Consider the following 11834-nt stretch of genomic DNA (forward strand, 5'->3'; position numbering starts at 1 on the left):
GGGGTGTCCGACCGAAGCTGGTTCAGCCGGTGGCTTCCTGGAGCGCGGCCCCGAGATCCTTCGCTTCCTCGGCCGAGAGCTCGACGACGAGACGCCCACCGCCCTCGACCGGTACGCGCATCACGAGGCCCCGCCCCTCCTTAGTCACTTCGAGGGGACCATCTCCGGTCCGGGGCTTCATGGCCGCCATAGCGTGCTCCCTCCGTATCAACCGGCGCGCCCGGGTCGCGCTCGCCAAAGCCAACCGGGTAGTAACCATTCTCCCTCATCAGCGAGCGGCCGCGCGCGCGGACCGATCTTTTCACACATCATCGGTGCTGGTATGCGGCTCGCCGGGGTGTCAGACTCGCCAATCGAACCCCGAGGAACGACAGGAGCAGCAGTGACCACAGAGGACGTTCTTCTGGTGAGCGACAGCACGGACACGCCGGGTGTCCGCACGCTCACGCTGAACCGCCCGCAGGCGTACAACTCCCTCACCGTCGAACTGAAGGAGCGCCTGCTGGCCGCGCTCCGCGACGCGGCGGCGGACGACGGGGTGCGCGCGGTGGTGCTGACCGGGTCGGGGAAGGCGTTCTGCGCCGGGCAGGACCTCAAGGAGCACGTCGGCCTGCTGCAGGCGAACGACCCGGCGCCGTTGCACACGGTGGCCGAGCACTACAACCCGATCGTCGAGCTGATCACCGGCATGCCGAAGCCGGTGATCGCCGCGGTCAACGGAGCCGCGGCCGGTGCCGGCGCCGCCTTCGCCTACGCCAGCGACATCCGCGTGGCGGCTTCGTCGGCGAACTTCCTGATGGCCTTCGCGAACGTCGGGCTGGGCCCCGACTCGGGCGCGTCGTGGACCCTGCAGCGCCTCATCGGCCTCGGCCGGGCGACGGAACTGATGTTGCTGGCCCGGAAGGTCTCCTCCGACGAGGCGCTTTCGCTTGGCCTGGTGAGCGAGGTCGTCCCGGACGACGAACTGGCGGCGCGCGCCGGTGCCATCGCCGCCAAGCTCGCCGCCGGCCCGACGGTCGCCTACGCGAAAATCAAGGAGGTGCTCTCGGTCGCCGCCGAAAGCACCCTGAGCGAGGCGCTGGCCGCGGAAGAATCGGCGCAGGCGGCGCTGGGCGGGACGGCGGACCACGCGGAAGCCGTGGACGCCTTCGTCAACAAACGACGTCCCACCTTCCAGGGAAAGTAACTTCCACACTGACGAATGTGGCTTTCGAGCGCCTCGAAGGCCACATTCGTCAGGCGGAAGCTCGGAAGCAGCCGGCCACGTGGTCGTCGACCATGCCGGTGGCTTGCATGAGGGCGTAGCAGGTCGTTGGACCCACGAAGGCGAAGCCGAGTTTTTTCAGGGTTTTTGCCATGGCCCGCGATTCCGGGGTGATGGCGGGGACGTCGTCCATGGTGGCGGGGCGTGGCGACGACGAAGGCGCGAAGGACCACAGCAACTCGCCCAGGGGCTGGTCCAGGTCGGCGACGGCGCGAGCGTTGCGAATGGTGGCTTCGATCTTCGCCCGGTTCCGGACGATGCCGGTGTCCGCCAGCAAACGGGAGATGTCGTCATCGTCGAAGGCGGCGACTGCCGCCGGATCAAAAGAAGAGAAAGCCGCGCGGAAAGCGGGGCGTTTGCGCAGGATGACGATCCAGGACAAACCCGACTGGAATGCCTCCAGCGACAACCGTTCGAAAAGGGCCTGTTCACCACGCAAGGGGTAGCCCCATTCCTTGTCGTGGTATTCCGCGTAATCGGGCGAAGAATTCCCCCAGGAACACCGCGAAATCCCGTCCGCGCCCACCAAGCTCATGAATCACCCCACCGAATAGGATTCCGCGAACCGCGCGAAGCGGTCCAGTGAATACCGCACCCCCAGCGCGAACACCGGTTTCGCCACCGGCCAGCCCAACTGCCCCAGCGGCCCCAGTGGCAACTTCAACTGCTCCGACCACACCAGCGTCGACCGGTCCGCCCCCTGCGCGTGCACGTGGAACGAACCCGTCCCCCGCACCAGCCGCCCGGTGTGCCGCACCGAGCACCGCACCGGCGGCTCCCAGCCGGTGATCTCCATCGTGTCGGTGAACCCCACCCCGGCGACCCCGGTGAACGCCGACAGCCGCGACCCCACGCTGCGCCCGTTGCCCTCGGTCACCTCGACGCGGGTCCCGAGCATCCACTCGCCCTGCCGCGCCCAGTCGGTCAGCGCCAGCCAGGTCGTCCCGGCGGATGCGGCCACCCGCACCGACAGCACCAGCTCCGGCATCAGACCGCGTCCTCGCGGCGGCGACCGTCCAGCTCCGCCTCCAGCCGCGCCACCCTGGCCCGCAGTTCGTCCAGCTCGTTGCCCGCCCGGCGCAACACCCAGTCCACTTCGGACATCTTGTACCCGCGCAGCACCAGCTGGAAGCGCACGGCCCGCAGGTCCTCACCGGTCAGGTCCTCGGCGGGCAACCGGGTCGGCGACGCGCCCGGCGCCAGCGGGGCCAGCTCCTCACCCCGGCCGAAGACGACCGCGGCCAGCAGGAACACCACGGCCGCGACCAGCAGCATGACGACTAGGTAGATCAGCGCGGTGGTCACGCCACGATCGTGACACAGGCCCGCCACGACCGTCGCGCCAGCACGACGAGTCGCGCGCTGATCATCATCGACAGCAAGCCCATCACCGCGCACGGCCAGGAAATCAGCAGCAGGCTGGTGTCGATGAACCCGCTCACGCTGACCAGCACCACCCGCACCAGCAGGTCCGCCCCCACCGAGGTGGCCGCGACCAGCGAAATCCACCGGCCCGCCCGGGCCGAGCGCGCGTACCGGCACAGCACCCGCGCCACCAGCAACGCGACCAGCCCCAGCCCGGCCACCGCGTACCCGGTGTAGTCCGCCGTGAGCGCCAGTGGCCCGTACCACTCGGGCATGACCACGCCGGTGTTGCTCCAGGAACCGAACGTGGTCATCCGGGTCAGCTCCCACAGCACGTGCATCAGCGGCAGCGCCAGTGCGAGCGAGCGCAACGCCTGCACACCCGTCGCCAGCCCCAGTTCGGACTGGTAGTCCTCGCGGACTTCCTCGACCGCGCCGAAGTCGGTGACCGCGCGCCGCTGCGCCTCCTCTTCCGGCAACCCGGCCGAAAGGTAGCGCTCGGTGGCGTCGTCGAGGCTGTCGCGTGCCTCGGCGAGCAGGTCGGACTTGCGCGCGGGCGAGCCGTACAGCGAGCCCGCCAGGTCCTCCAGGTAGCGGTCGATCACGCCTGCGCCGGCCATGCCTGCCCTCCCAGTACCGCGCCGATCACCGTGGTGAACTGCTGCCACTCCGCGCGCTCGGCCGCCAGCGCCTTCTGCCCGGCGCGGGTCAGCCGGTAGGTGCGCCGCTTGCGCCCGGACACCACGTCCCACTCGCTGGCGAGGAACCCGGCGCGTTCGAGCCGCCGCAGTGCCGGGTACACGGTGCCGGTCGGCAGGTCGAGCGCGCCGCCGCTGCGGGCCTGCAGCGCCTCGATGATCGCGTAGCCGTGCAGCTTGCGGCCGTCCAGCACGGCCAGCAGCAGGGCGTCCAGATGTCCGCGCAAAGCGTCCGCCTTCATAGGTGGGCACTCTACTGATACCGGCATCCGGGAGGTACCGGAGACAACCCTGACTTCTCCCTGAATCCATGAATTTGACCGCTACATGTAGCGTGCCTACATGTAGGCTCCGGCGGCATGGAAGCACTCCCCATCGCGAGACTGCAGTTCGCCACCACCACCTCGTTCCACTTCCTGTTCGTGCTGCTCACCCTGGGTCTGGTCACGCTGGTCGCGGTGATGCAGACGCGGTACGCGCTCAGCGGACGCCCGGTGCACCGCCGGATGACCCGGTTCTGGGGCAGGCTCTACGTGGTCAACTACGCACTCGGAATCGCGACCGGAATCGTGATGGAATTCCAGTTCGGGTTGAACTGGAGCGGTTTGTCCACCTATGCGGGCGACATCTTCGGCGCACCGCTGGCCATCGAGACGCTGGTCGCCTTCTTCCTCGAATCCACCTTTCTCGGGCTGTGGCTCTTCGGCTGGGACCGCATGGGCCGGTGGCTGCACCTGACGCTGATCTGGCTGGTCGCGCTGACCGCCTACGCCTCGGCGTTCTGGATCATGGCGGCCAACTCGTTCCTGCAGAACCCGGTCGGCGCCACCGAGGAGAACGGCGTGCTGCGGCTGACCGACTTCGGCGCGCTGCTGACGAACCCGACCTTCGTCGCCGCGCTGCCGCACGTGCTCAGCGCCGCCCTGCTGACCGGCGGCGTGTTCGTGGTCGGCATCAGCGCGTACCACTTCCTCCGGCGCACCGAGGAGGTCGAGTTCTTCCTGCGCTCGATGCGACTCGGCGTGGTGGTCACGCTGCTGACCGCGCCCGTGGTGTTCGGCTTCGGCACCGCCCAGTTCCCGGTGATCGGGGACCTGCAACCGGGCAAGCTCGACGGCGGCGCGGTCGGCCTGCCGCTCGGGTTGATGGTGATGATCGGGCAGTTCTTCGTGTTCGCGAGCCTGATCGCGCTGCCGTTCCTGGCCAAGGCGCGGATCGCGCGAGCGCGGCCGTTGCTGCACCTGATGGTCTGGGGCATTCCGCTGCCGTTCATCGCGGCGATCTGCGGCTGGCTGGTGCGTGAACTCGGCAGGCAGCCGTGGCTGGTGTTCGGCAAGCTCACCACCGCCGACGCCATGTCGGACCTGAGCGCGGGTCAGGTGCTCGCCTCGTTCATCGCGTTCACCGCGCTCTTCGCCGCGCTCGCCGTCGCGGACTGGGTGCTGCTGTCCCGCCTGGCCCGGCGCGGCCCGGAGCCGGAAGTCCCCGCCACACAGTCCATGCCGTCCGCGCCCGTCCTGACTGGGGTCTGATCATGGAAATCTTCTTCTGGTGCCTGCTCGGGCTGCTGCTCGCGGGCTACTTCGCACTCGCCGGTTACGACTACGGCGTCGGCCTCCTGGTGCGCGCCTTCGGCCGTGACGAGCCGGAACGCCGCCGCGTGCTCGGCTCGTTCGGACCGTTCTTCCTCGGCAACGAGGTGTGGCTGGTGGCCGCGGTCGGCCTGCTGTTCGGCGCCTTCCCGCTGCTGGAAGGCAAGGTGTTCCAGCAGAACTACCTGGTCGTGGTGGCCATGCTGCTCGGGCTGATCACCTTCACCGCCGCCGTGCAGTTGCGGAGCAGGCGCCCCGGCGCCGGGCGCGGGAGCTGGGATCTGCTGATCACCGGTGGTGCGCTGGTCACGACCGCTTCCTGGGGCGTGTTCTTCGGGAACCTGGTGCGCGGGCTGCCCGCCACCGGCCCGGTGCCGGTCGCCGATCCCTTCTCGTTGCTGTGGGGGTTCGGGTTCGTCGCGTTGTTCGCCTTGCACGGCGCGAACTTCCTGGCTGTGCGTGGTGACGCGGAGCTGGCGGCGAAGGCGAGGTACCTGGCACGGCGATTGGTTCCCGTGGTGGCGGTATGGGTCGCGGTGGTGGCCGTCTGGATGCTCCTGTCACCACAGATCATGTCCACTGTGGATCGCACGTGGCCCGCACTGGCGGTACTGGCCGTCGCGATCGCCTCGTTGGCCGCGGTTTGGAGCAGGTCGCCGCGCGTGGCACTCGCCGGGTCGATGACGCTCGCCGTGCTGCCCGTGGTGCTCGCCGGAACCCTGCGCTTCCCGTACCTGCTGCTGTCGCTGGACCTGAACGAGGCTGCCGCGTCACCGGGAACGTTGCGCCTGCTCACCTTTGTCGCGGTGCCCACCGTCGCCGTGGTGGTGCTCGTGCAGTGGCTGACCTGGCGGATGAACCGGCGGCCGGTCGGCGACCGCACGCTGCTGCACTTCTGAGGGGAACGAGAATGCGTCCGATCGACCCACGCCTGCGCGAGGAACTGCCCGGCTTCGGCCGATATCTGGCCGCGCTGGGCGTGCTCGGGGCGGTGACCGCCGCCGCCATCCTGGTCCAGGCGGAACTGCTGGCCACGCTGCTCACCGCTCCGGCGGCGGGTCCGGCCGCCGCGCTCGGTGGCGCGGTGCTCGGCCGGGCGGCGCTCACCTGGATCGGCGGCGCGATCGCCGATCGGTACACCACCACGGTGAAAACCACGCTGCGCAACCGGGTGCTCGCCAGGTCGATGGGCACGCGGGACGCCGGGCGCACGGCCACCCTGGTCACCCGCGGCATCGACGGCGTGCACGGTTACTTCGCCGAGTACCTGCCGAAACTGGTGGCGTCCGTGGTCATCCCGCTCGCCGTGCTCGCGCGGCTGCTCACCGCGGACCTGGTGGCGGGGCTGACGGTGGCCGTCACGCTGCCGCTCATCCCGGTGTTCGCCGCACTGGTCGGCGCGCACACGCGCGCCCGCACCGATCGCCAGTGGCGACTGCTGTCCACTTTGGGCGGTCACTTCCTGGACGTGGTGACCGGGTTGCCCACGCTGAAGGTGTTCGGCCGGGCGAAGGCGCAGGCGGAAACCGTGCGGCGGATGGCCGACGCGCACGCGAGCGCGACCATGCGCACGCTGCGCGTCGCCTTCCTTTCCGCGCTGGTGCTGGAACTGGTGGCGACGCTGTCGGTGGCGCTGGTCGCCGTGCCGGTCGGGCTGCGCCTGCTCGACGGTGGAATCACCGCGCAGACGGCACTGGTGGTCCTGTTGCTGGCCCCCGAGGCCTACTTGCCGTTACGCGCGGCGGGTGCGAAGTTCCACGCCAGCGCGGAAGGGCTCACGATCCTGGAGGAGGTCCGCGCGCTACCACAGCCTCGACCGTCGGGCACCGAACAGCCCGGCACCGGCGAAATCCGCTTCGAAGGCGTGACCGTGCGCTACCCGGGAAGGGACCACAACGCACTGTCCAATGTCGACTTGACGATCCGGCCCGGTGAACGGCTGGCGTTGGTCGGCCCGAGCGGTTCGGGCAAGAGCACCCTGCTCGCCGTGCTGCTCGGCTTTGTGCCACCGACCGAGGGGCGCGTCCTCGTAGACGGCGTTGACCTGCGAGAACTCGACCTGGCCGCCTGGCGGGCGAAGCTCGCGTGGGTGCCGCAGCGGCCGACGATCTTTCCGGGCAGCCTCGACGAGAACATCAGCCTGGGCGCCGAAGGAGACGTGGCAGCGGCGGCGCGGGCCGCCGGGATCGACTTCACCAGAGCGCAGGGGGTGTCGTCCGGGCAACGACAGCGGATCGGACTGGCGCGGGCACTCATGCGACCGCACGCCGACCTGCTCCTGTTCGACGAACCCACCGCCCACCTGGACAACGCCACGGAAGCCGCGATCCTGCGCACCGCGGCGAAGTTGCTCGACGGGCGGACCGCCGTGCTGGTCGCCCACCGGCCCGCGATGACCGAGCCGGCCACGCGGGTGGTCGAACTGCGGCACGGCGTTCTGCGGGAGGAAGCATGCGTCTGAGCAAGCTGTTCTGGGCCGCGTTGCTCGCGACGGCGGCCGAACTCGCCGGGCTCGCGCTGATGGGCATCGCCGCGTGGCTGCTGTTGCGCGCGGCCGAGCAACCGCCGATCTCCGCACTGACCGTGGCGATCGTCGCGGTGCGCACGCTCGCCCTGCTGCGTGGTTCCCTGCGTTACGCCGAACGCCTCGCCGGGCACGAGGTCGTGCTGTCGGCGATCGGTGAGGTGCGGGAACGGGTATACCGCGCGCTGCTGCCGCACCGCGATCAGCGTTCGTCCGACGCCGATCTCCTCGCCCGCGTGGTGTCCGATGTGGACGCCGCACAGGACGCCGTGCTGCGCTGCCTGCTTCCCGCCGGGGTCGCCGCGCTGACCGGCACGGTCGCGGTGGTGGTCAGCGCGTTCTTCTCGATCAACGCCGCCATCGCGCTCGCCACCGGGCTCGTCCTCGGCGGTGTCCTGCTGCCGTGGTGCTGTGCCCGGCTGACCGCCAAGGCCGCGGACCGGAGCGCGGCGGCGCGGGCGGCCGTCGGCGAGCACGCCGTCGAACTGGTGCGAGGCGCGGAGGAGCTGCTCGCCTACGGGGCCGAAAAGCGCGCGCTGACCAGGGCCGCGACCGCCGTCGGCGAACTCACGTCGACCGAGCGCACCCGCTGGGTGAACGCGCTCGCCGCGGCGGGCGTGGCCATGCAACTGGGCACCACGCTGGCGGTCTGCCTGGTCGCGGGCGTGTCCATCCCGCTGACCGCCGCACTCGCGCTCGGCACGCTCGCGGCGTTCGAAGTGGTGCTGCCGTTGCCCGCCGCCGCCCAGCGCTGGGTGGAAGCTCGCGCGTCGATAGCCCGCCTGCGCGCGCTGCTGGCCGAACCGGCTCCGGAACCCGGCACCGCCGATGTTCCCGACGGCCCGGTCCACCTCCGGCTGCGTGGCGCCACCGCACGGGATCTTCCGTTGACGGACCTGGATCTGCCGCAAGGCAGCCGAATCGCGCTCATCGGGCCGAGCGGTTCCGGCAAGACCACCGTGCTGCACGTACTGCTCGGCCTGCTCGAACCGCGGGCGGGCGAGGTCACCGTGAACGGGCGCGCACTCGATGAATTCGCCCCGGGGCAACTACCCCGGATCATCAGCGGAGCCACCGCGCACGCGCACATCTTCCGGTCCAGTGTCAAGGAAAACCTGCTGCTGGCCGCCCCGGAAGCGACCGACGCCGAACTGCGGCGTGCCTGCGAAGCCGCGGACCTGGACTGCGACTGGGAACACGACGCGACCACGCTTTCCGGCGGGCAGCGGCGACGGCTGATGCTGGCACGCGCGGTGCTGGCCCGCCCACGCGTGCTGGTGCTCGACGAACCGACCGAGGGCCTCGACCCGGCACACGCCAGGCGCGTGCTCGACGGGGTCCTACGGGCGTGCCCCGGGGCCACCGTGGTGCTGGCCACGCACGACCTCGCCGAGGCCGAGGCGAACGGCTTCGAGCATCGGCGGCCGGTCCGCGACGAGGACCTCGGTGACGTCGGGCAGCCATTCGCCCGAGACCTGCACGAACTGGGTCAGCTCCCCGCCGGCCTGGTCGATCCCGCAGCGGGCGAGCGCGGTGCCGAGGATCTGCCGCGCCATCACGCCCAGTTGCAGCAGTGACCGGTTGCGGTGCTTGCGCACCCCGAGATTGACCTGCGCCAGCGCGTCGACGCCGTACCGGGCCTCGGCGTCGAGCAGCAGGCCGATCTCCACCCCGTACCCGGCGGCGAACGGCACCGATTCGAGGAATTCGCGGGTGGCCGCGTACTCACCACCGAGCGGCTGGACCAGCCCGGCCAGCTGCGGGCGCAACGCGGACAGCAGCGGGCGCGCGAGCAGTTCGGTGACGCGGCCGCCGCCGGTGCCGATCTCGGTGGTCTCCAGGCGCAGCGGACGGCGGTAGAAGCCCTTGACCAGGTGTACGCCCGGGGCGGTGAGCAGCGGCCCGAGCAGCGCGGGCACAAACGCCGGATCGGGATCGACCAGGTCCGAGTCGAGGTAGACCACCAGGTCACCGCTGGTGGCCGCGAGCGCGCGCCAGAGCACTTCGCCCTTGCCCGGCCACGGCGGCAGGTCGGGGAGCACGTCCTCTCGGCGCACCACCCTCGCGCCCGCGCGGGCGGCGACCTCGGCGGTGTCGTCGGTGGACCCGGAGTCGACCACCACCAGTTCGTCGACCAGCGGACCCACGTGCGGCAGCACCGAGGCGACCACCCCGCCGACCGTCTCGGCCTCGTCCAGCGCGGGCAGCACCACCGAGACCGTGCGGCCGCGCTTCGCTTCGGCGAGTTCGCCGACGGACCAGCGCGGGTCCTGCCAGGTCCGGAGACGCTGTGTTGTCGGCTCGGGGGACGACCCCCGGACCCCCGGACTACTCATGAGTACAGCCTATGGCGCCCGAACCGTTACCCCGCCGAGGGCCCTTCCGGCGGTACCGTCTGCACCGGCATGGACTCTCGATACCGAAGACTGCTGGCCGGTTCCTTCGTGGCCGCCCTGCTGACGGGCTGCGGAGCCGGCCCGGCCGCACCCGGTGCGCCCAGCGCACCCGCGCCCACCACGACCCGGCCGCCCGACCCGATGCCGGTGCGCACCCTGCCCGGCCCGAGCGGGCCCGTCCACCGCGCCCCGGCCTTCGCCGCGCAGGGCGTCGCGCAGGGCACCAGCACCCGGTTCCGTGGCAGGCCGGAGACCACCGGCCGCACCACGCTGGGTGTGGTCCTGCGGATCTCCGACCTGTCGGCCGCGGTGACCGGCGACGTCGTGCTCCCCGCCACGGTGCGCTTCCCGAGCAGCGGCGCCTGCGCCCCGATCTCGCTGAGCGACTGCGCCGCGAGGTTCATCGCGTTCGGCAGCTTCGCCCCGGAATCCAAGGCCCGCGCGGATTCCGACGTCCTGCGCGAAGGCGCGGCCTCGGCGTCGGAGACCCAGTTGCGCGAAGGCGTTTCGTACTACGTGCCCGCCTACGCCGACGTGCCCGCGCAGATCGACCTCAGCCGGACCCAGATCTGCTTCGGTGAGGAGAACTCCTGCCTACCGGTGGCCGGGCTGCCGAGCATCTATCACTTCGGGGTCTGACCGCTCCACTTGTCGACCACAACGCCGTTGTGCGACGCGAAGATCTCCAGCAGCACCCGCGGATCCGGGTCCACCGACACCATTTCGCGGTGCTGCGCCCGCAGGAAGCCTTCGTCCACCATGTGGTCGACGAACTTCCGCAGCGGCTCGAAGTACCCGGCCACGTCCACCAGGCCCAGCGGTTTCGCGTGCAGGCCCAGCTGCGCCCAGGTCCACACCTCGAACAGCTCCTCGAGCGTGCCCGCGCCGCCCGGCAGCGCCAGGAACGCGTCGGACAGCTCGGCCATCTTCGCCTTGCGCTCGTGCATCGTGTCGACCACGTGCAGTTCGGTCAGCCCGTGGTGCCCGACCTCGGCGCTCATCAGGTGGCCGGGGATCACCCCGATCACCTCGCCACCGGCGGCCAGCGCGGCGTCGGCGACCACGCCCATGATGCCGACGCTCGCGCCGCCGTACACCAGTCCGATACCGCGCTCGGCCAGCAGCTTCCCCAGTGCGGCCGCCTGCTCGGCGTAGACCGGGCTGTTGCCGGGCGACGATCCGCAGAACACGCAGACCCGCTTCACTAGTGGGCTTCCTCCCATGCCTTGTACGCCTCCTGCACCACCGACACCGCGTCGTCGACGTCGTCGGTGACGTGCAGCAGCTCCAGATCCTTCTGCCCGATCTTGCCCTCGCGCAACAGGGTTTTCGCGATCCAGTCGTACAGGCCGCCCCAGTACTCGCTGCCGAAGAGCACCACCGGGAACTTGGTCACCTTCTTGGTCTGCACCAGGGTGAGCGCCTCGAACAGCTCGTCGAGCGTGCCGAACCCGCCGGGCAGGCAGATGAAGGCCTGGGAGTACTTGATGAACATGGTCTTGCGGGTGAAGAAGTACCGGAAGTTCACCCCGAGATCGACCCACGGGTTCAGGCCCTGCTCGAACGGCAGCTCGATGCCGAGGCCGATGGAGAACCCGCCCGCCTCGGAGGCACCGCGGTTGACCGCCTCCATCGCGCCGGGCCCACCACCGGTGATGGTGGCGAACCCGGCACTGGCCAGTGCGCCGCCGATCTTGCGGCCGAGCTCGTATTCCGGGTGGTCGCGCGGGGTGCGGGCCGAGCCGAACACGGTCACCGCGCGCGGCACCTCGGCCAGCGCGCCGAAGCCCTCGACGAACTCGGCCTGGATGCGCAGCACCCGCCACGGGTCGGTGTGCACCCAGTCGGACGGGCCGCGCGTGTCCAGCAGCCGTTCATCGGTGGTGCTCGCCTCGGACCGCCGTTCGCGGCGCAGGACGACCGGGCCACGGTGCTTCTCCGGCGGGTGCTCCGGATACTGCTCGCCGGGCACCTCTGCAGTTCGCTCAGTCACTT

14 protein-coding genes and 1 pseudogene are annotated in these 11834 nt (G+C 70.6%); 6 read left to right on the plus strand and 9 right to left on the minus strand.

Translation table 11 applies throughout. The features are described 5' to 3' along the window. Window positions 1-22: 22 nt before the first annotated feature. On the minus strand, window positions 23-190 hold the full coding sequence (locus tag YIM_RS42255; protein WP_113698116.1) for a DUF3117 domain-containing protein: 168 nt from the start codon (window positions 188-190) through the stop codon (window positions 23-25). A gap of 192 nt (window positions 191-382) precedes the next feature. On the opposite strand from YIM_RS42255, the gene YIM_RS42260 reads away from it, so the two are divergent. Then, entirely contained in the window at window positions 383-1186 is an 804-nt protein-coding gene (locus YIM_RS42260) for an enoyl-CoA hydratase-related protein (protein WP_153035697.1), read from the plus strand. A 49-nt stretch (window positions 1187-1235) separates the two neighbouring features. On the opposite strand, the gene YIM_RS42265 is transcribed toward YIM_RS42260, so the two are convergent. From YIM_RS42265 to YIM_RS42285, 5 genes are read right to left on the minus strand one after another with little or no spacing between them, the layout of a single operon-like run. Beyond that, a complete protein-coding gene (locus tag YIM_RS42265) occupies window positions 1236-1799 on the minus strand; it encodes a DNA-3-methyladenine glycosylase I (protein ID WP_153035698.1) in 564 nt (187 codons plus the stop codon). A 3-nt stretch (window positions 1800-1802) separates the two neighbouring features. After that, window positions 1803-2252 carry an SRPBCC family protein gene (locus tag YIM_RS42270; protein ID WP_153035699.1) on the minus strand — a complete coding sequence of 150 codons (450 nt, stop codon included), beginning with the start codon at window positions 2250-2252 and terminating at the stop codon, window positions 1803-1805. Beyond that, window positions 2252-2569: a DivIVA domain-containing protein gene (locus YIM_RS42275; protein ID WP_153035700.1), complete on the minus strand. Its 318-nt coding sequence runs from the start codon at window positions 2567-2569 to the stop codon at window positions 2252-2254. Before YIM_RS42275 ends, YIM_RS42270 begins: the two co-directional genes overlap by 1 nt. Beyond that, complete coding sequence (locus tag YIM_RS42280; protein WP_153035701.1) at window positions 2566-3249, minus strand: permease prefix domain 1-containing protein; 684 nt, start codon at window positions 3247-3249, stop codon at window positions 2566-2568. Before YIM_RS42280 ends, YIM_RS42275 begins: the two co-directional genes overlap by 4 nt. Continuing rightward, window positions 3231-3569 carry a helix-turn-helix transcriptional regulator gene (locus tag YIM_RS42285; RefSeq protein ID WP_153035702.1) on the minus strand — a complete coding sequence of 113 codons (339 nt, stop codon included), beginning with the start codon at window positions 3567-3569 and terminating at the stop codon, window positions 3231-3233. The genes YIM_RS42280 and YIM_RS42285 overlap by 19 nt, the downstream gene beginning before the upstream one ends. A gap of 117 nt (window positions 3570-3686) precedes the next feature. Here YIM_RS42285 and YIM_RS42290 point away from each other — a divergent pair, with 117 nt between their 5' ends. From YIM_RS42290 to cydC, 4 genes and pseudogenes are all read left to right on the plus strand, one after another. Then, window positions 3687-4859, plus strand: a complete 1173-nt coding sequence (locus tag YIM_RS42290) for a cytochrome ubiquinol oxidase subunit I (protein WP_153035703.1) — start codon at window positions 3687-3689, stop codon at window positions 4857-4859. A 2-nt stretch (window positions 4860-4861) separates the two neighbouring features. Further along, window positions 4862-5818 (plus strand): cytochrome d ubiquinol oxidase subunit II, encoded by a 957-nt coding sequence (locus YIM_RS42295; protein ID WP_153035704.1) that lies wholly within the window; start codon window positions 4862-4864, stop codon window positions 5816-5818. 11 nt (window positions 5819-5829) lie between these two features. Continuing rightward, window positions 5830-7380 (plus strand): thiol reductant ABC exporter subunit CydD, encoded by a 1551-nt coding sequence (cydD, locus tag YIM_RS42300; RefSeq protein WP_153035705.1) that lies wholly within the window; start codon window positions 5830-5832, stop codon window positions 7378-7380. Window positions 7381-7439: 59 nt separating this feature from the next. Beyond that, window positions 7440-8771, plus strand: a pseudogene (gene cydC / locus YIM_RS42305) (thiol reductant ABC exporter subunit CydC); the annotation flags it as partial. Window positions 8772-8783: 12 nt separating this feature from the next. Here the strand turns inward: cydC and YIM_RS42310 are convergent. Further along, the gene (locus tag YIM_RS42310) at window positions 8784-9779 is read right to left on the minus strand and encodes a glucosyl-3-phosphoglycerate synthase (RefSeq protein WP_153035706.1); all 996 of its coding nucleotides are present in this window, start codon (window positions 9777-9779) and stop codon (window positions 8784-8786) included. 69 nt (window positions 9780-9848) lie between these two features. Between YIM_RS42310 and YIM_RS42315 the strand changes: the two genes are divergently transcribed. Next, window positions 9849-10478 carry a hypothetical protein gene (locus tag YIM_RS42315; RefSeq protein WP_153035707.1) on the plus strand — a complete coding sequence of 210 codons (630 nt, stop codon included), beginning with the start codon at window positions 9849-9851 and terminating at the stop codon, window positions 10476-10478. Here YIM_RS42315 and YIM_RS42320 read toward each other — a convergent pair. Next, complete coding sequence (locus YIM_RS42320; RefSeq protein WP_153035708.1) at window positions 10463-11044, minus strand: TIGR00730 family Rossman fold protein; 582 nt, start codon at window positions 11042-11044, stop codon at window positions 10463-10465. The two genes, YIM_RS42315 and YIM_RS42320, sit on opposite strands and share 16 nt — an antisense overlap. Then, the gene (locus YIM_RS42325) at window positions 11044-11832 is read right to left on the minus strand and encodes a TIGR00730 family Rossman fold protein (protein WP_153035709.1); all 789 of its coding nucleotides are present in this window, start codon (window positions 11830-11832) and stop codon (window positions 11044-11046) included. Before YIM_RS42325 ends, YIM_RS42320 begins: the two co-directional genes overlap by 1 nt. Between the last annotated feature and the right edge of the window lie 2 nt (window positions 11833-11834).

It is taken from the genome of Amycolatopsis sp. YIM 10 (assembly GCF_009429145.1).
GTDB lineage: Bacteria > Actinomycetota > Actinomycetes > Mycobacteriales > Pseudonocardiaceae > Amycolatopsis.

Excerpts from the sequence above, each read along its gene's own strand:
- YIM_RS42255 (WP_113698116.1), bottom strand. The coding sequence starts at position 190 with ATGGCGGCCATGAAGCCCCGGACCGGAGATGGTCCCCTCGAAGTGACT.
- YIM_RS42265 (WP_153035698.1), bottom strand. The coding sequence starts at position 1,799 with ATGAGCTTGGTGGGCGCGGACGGGATTTCGCGGTGTTCCTGGGGGAAT.
- YIM_RS42270 (WP_153035699.1), bottom strand. The coding sequence starts at position 2,252 with ATGCCGGAGCTGGTGCTGTCGGTGCGGGTGGCCGCATCCGCCGGGACG.
- YIM_RS42280 (WP_153035701.1), bottom strand. The coding sequence starts at position 3,249 with ATGGCCGGCGCAGGCGTGATCGACCGCTACCTGGAGGACCTGGCGGGC.
- YIM_RS42285 (WP_153035702.1), bottom strand. The coding sequence starts at position 3,569 with ATGAAGGCGGACGCTTTGCGCGGACATCTGGACGCCCTGCTGCTGGCC.
- YIM_RS42290 (WP_153035703.1), top strand. The coding sequence starts at position 3,687 with ATGGAAGCACTCCCCATCGCGAGACTGCAGTTCGCCACCACCACCTCG.
- YIM_RS42295 (WP_153035704.1), top strand. The coding sequence starts at position 4,862 with ATGGAAATCTTCTTCTGGTGCCTGCTCGGGCTGCTGCTCGCGGGCTAC.
- cydD (WP_153035705.1), top strand. The coding sequence starts at position 5,830 with ATGCGTCCGATCGACCCACGCCTGCGCGAGGAACTGCCCGGCTTCGGC.
- YIM_RS42310 (WP_153035706.1), bottom strand. The coding sequence starts at position 9,779 with ATGAGTAGTCCGGGGGTCCGGGGGTCGTCCCCCGAGCCGACAACACAG.
- YIM_RS42315 (WP_153035707.1), top strand. The coding sequence starts at position 9,849 with ATGGACTCTCGATACCGAAGACTGCTGGCCGGTTCCTTCGTGGCCGCC.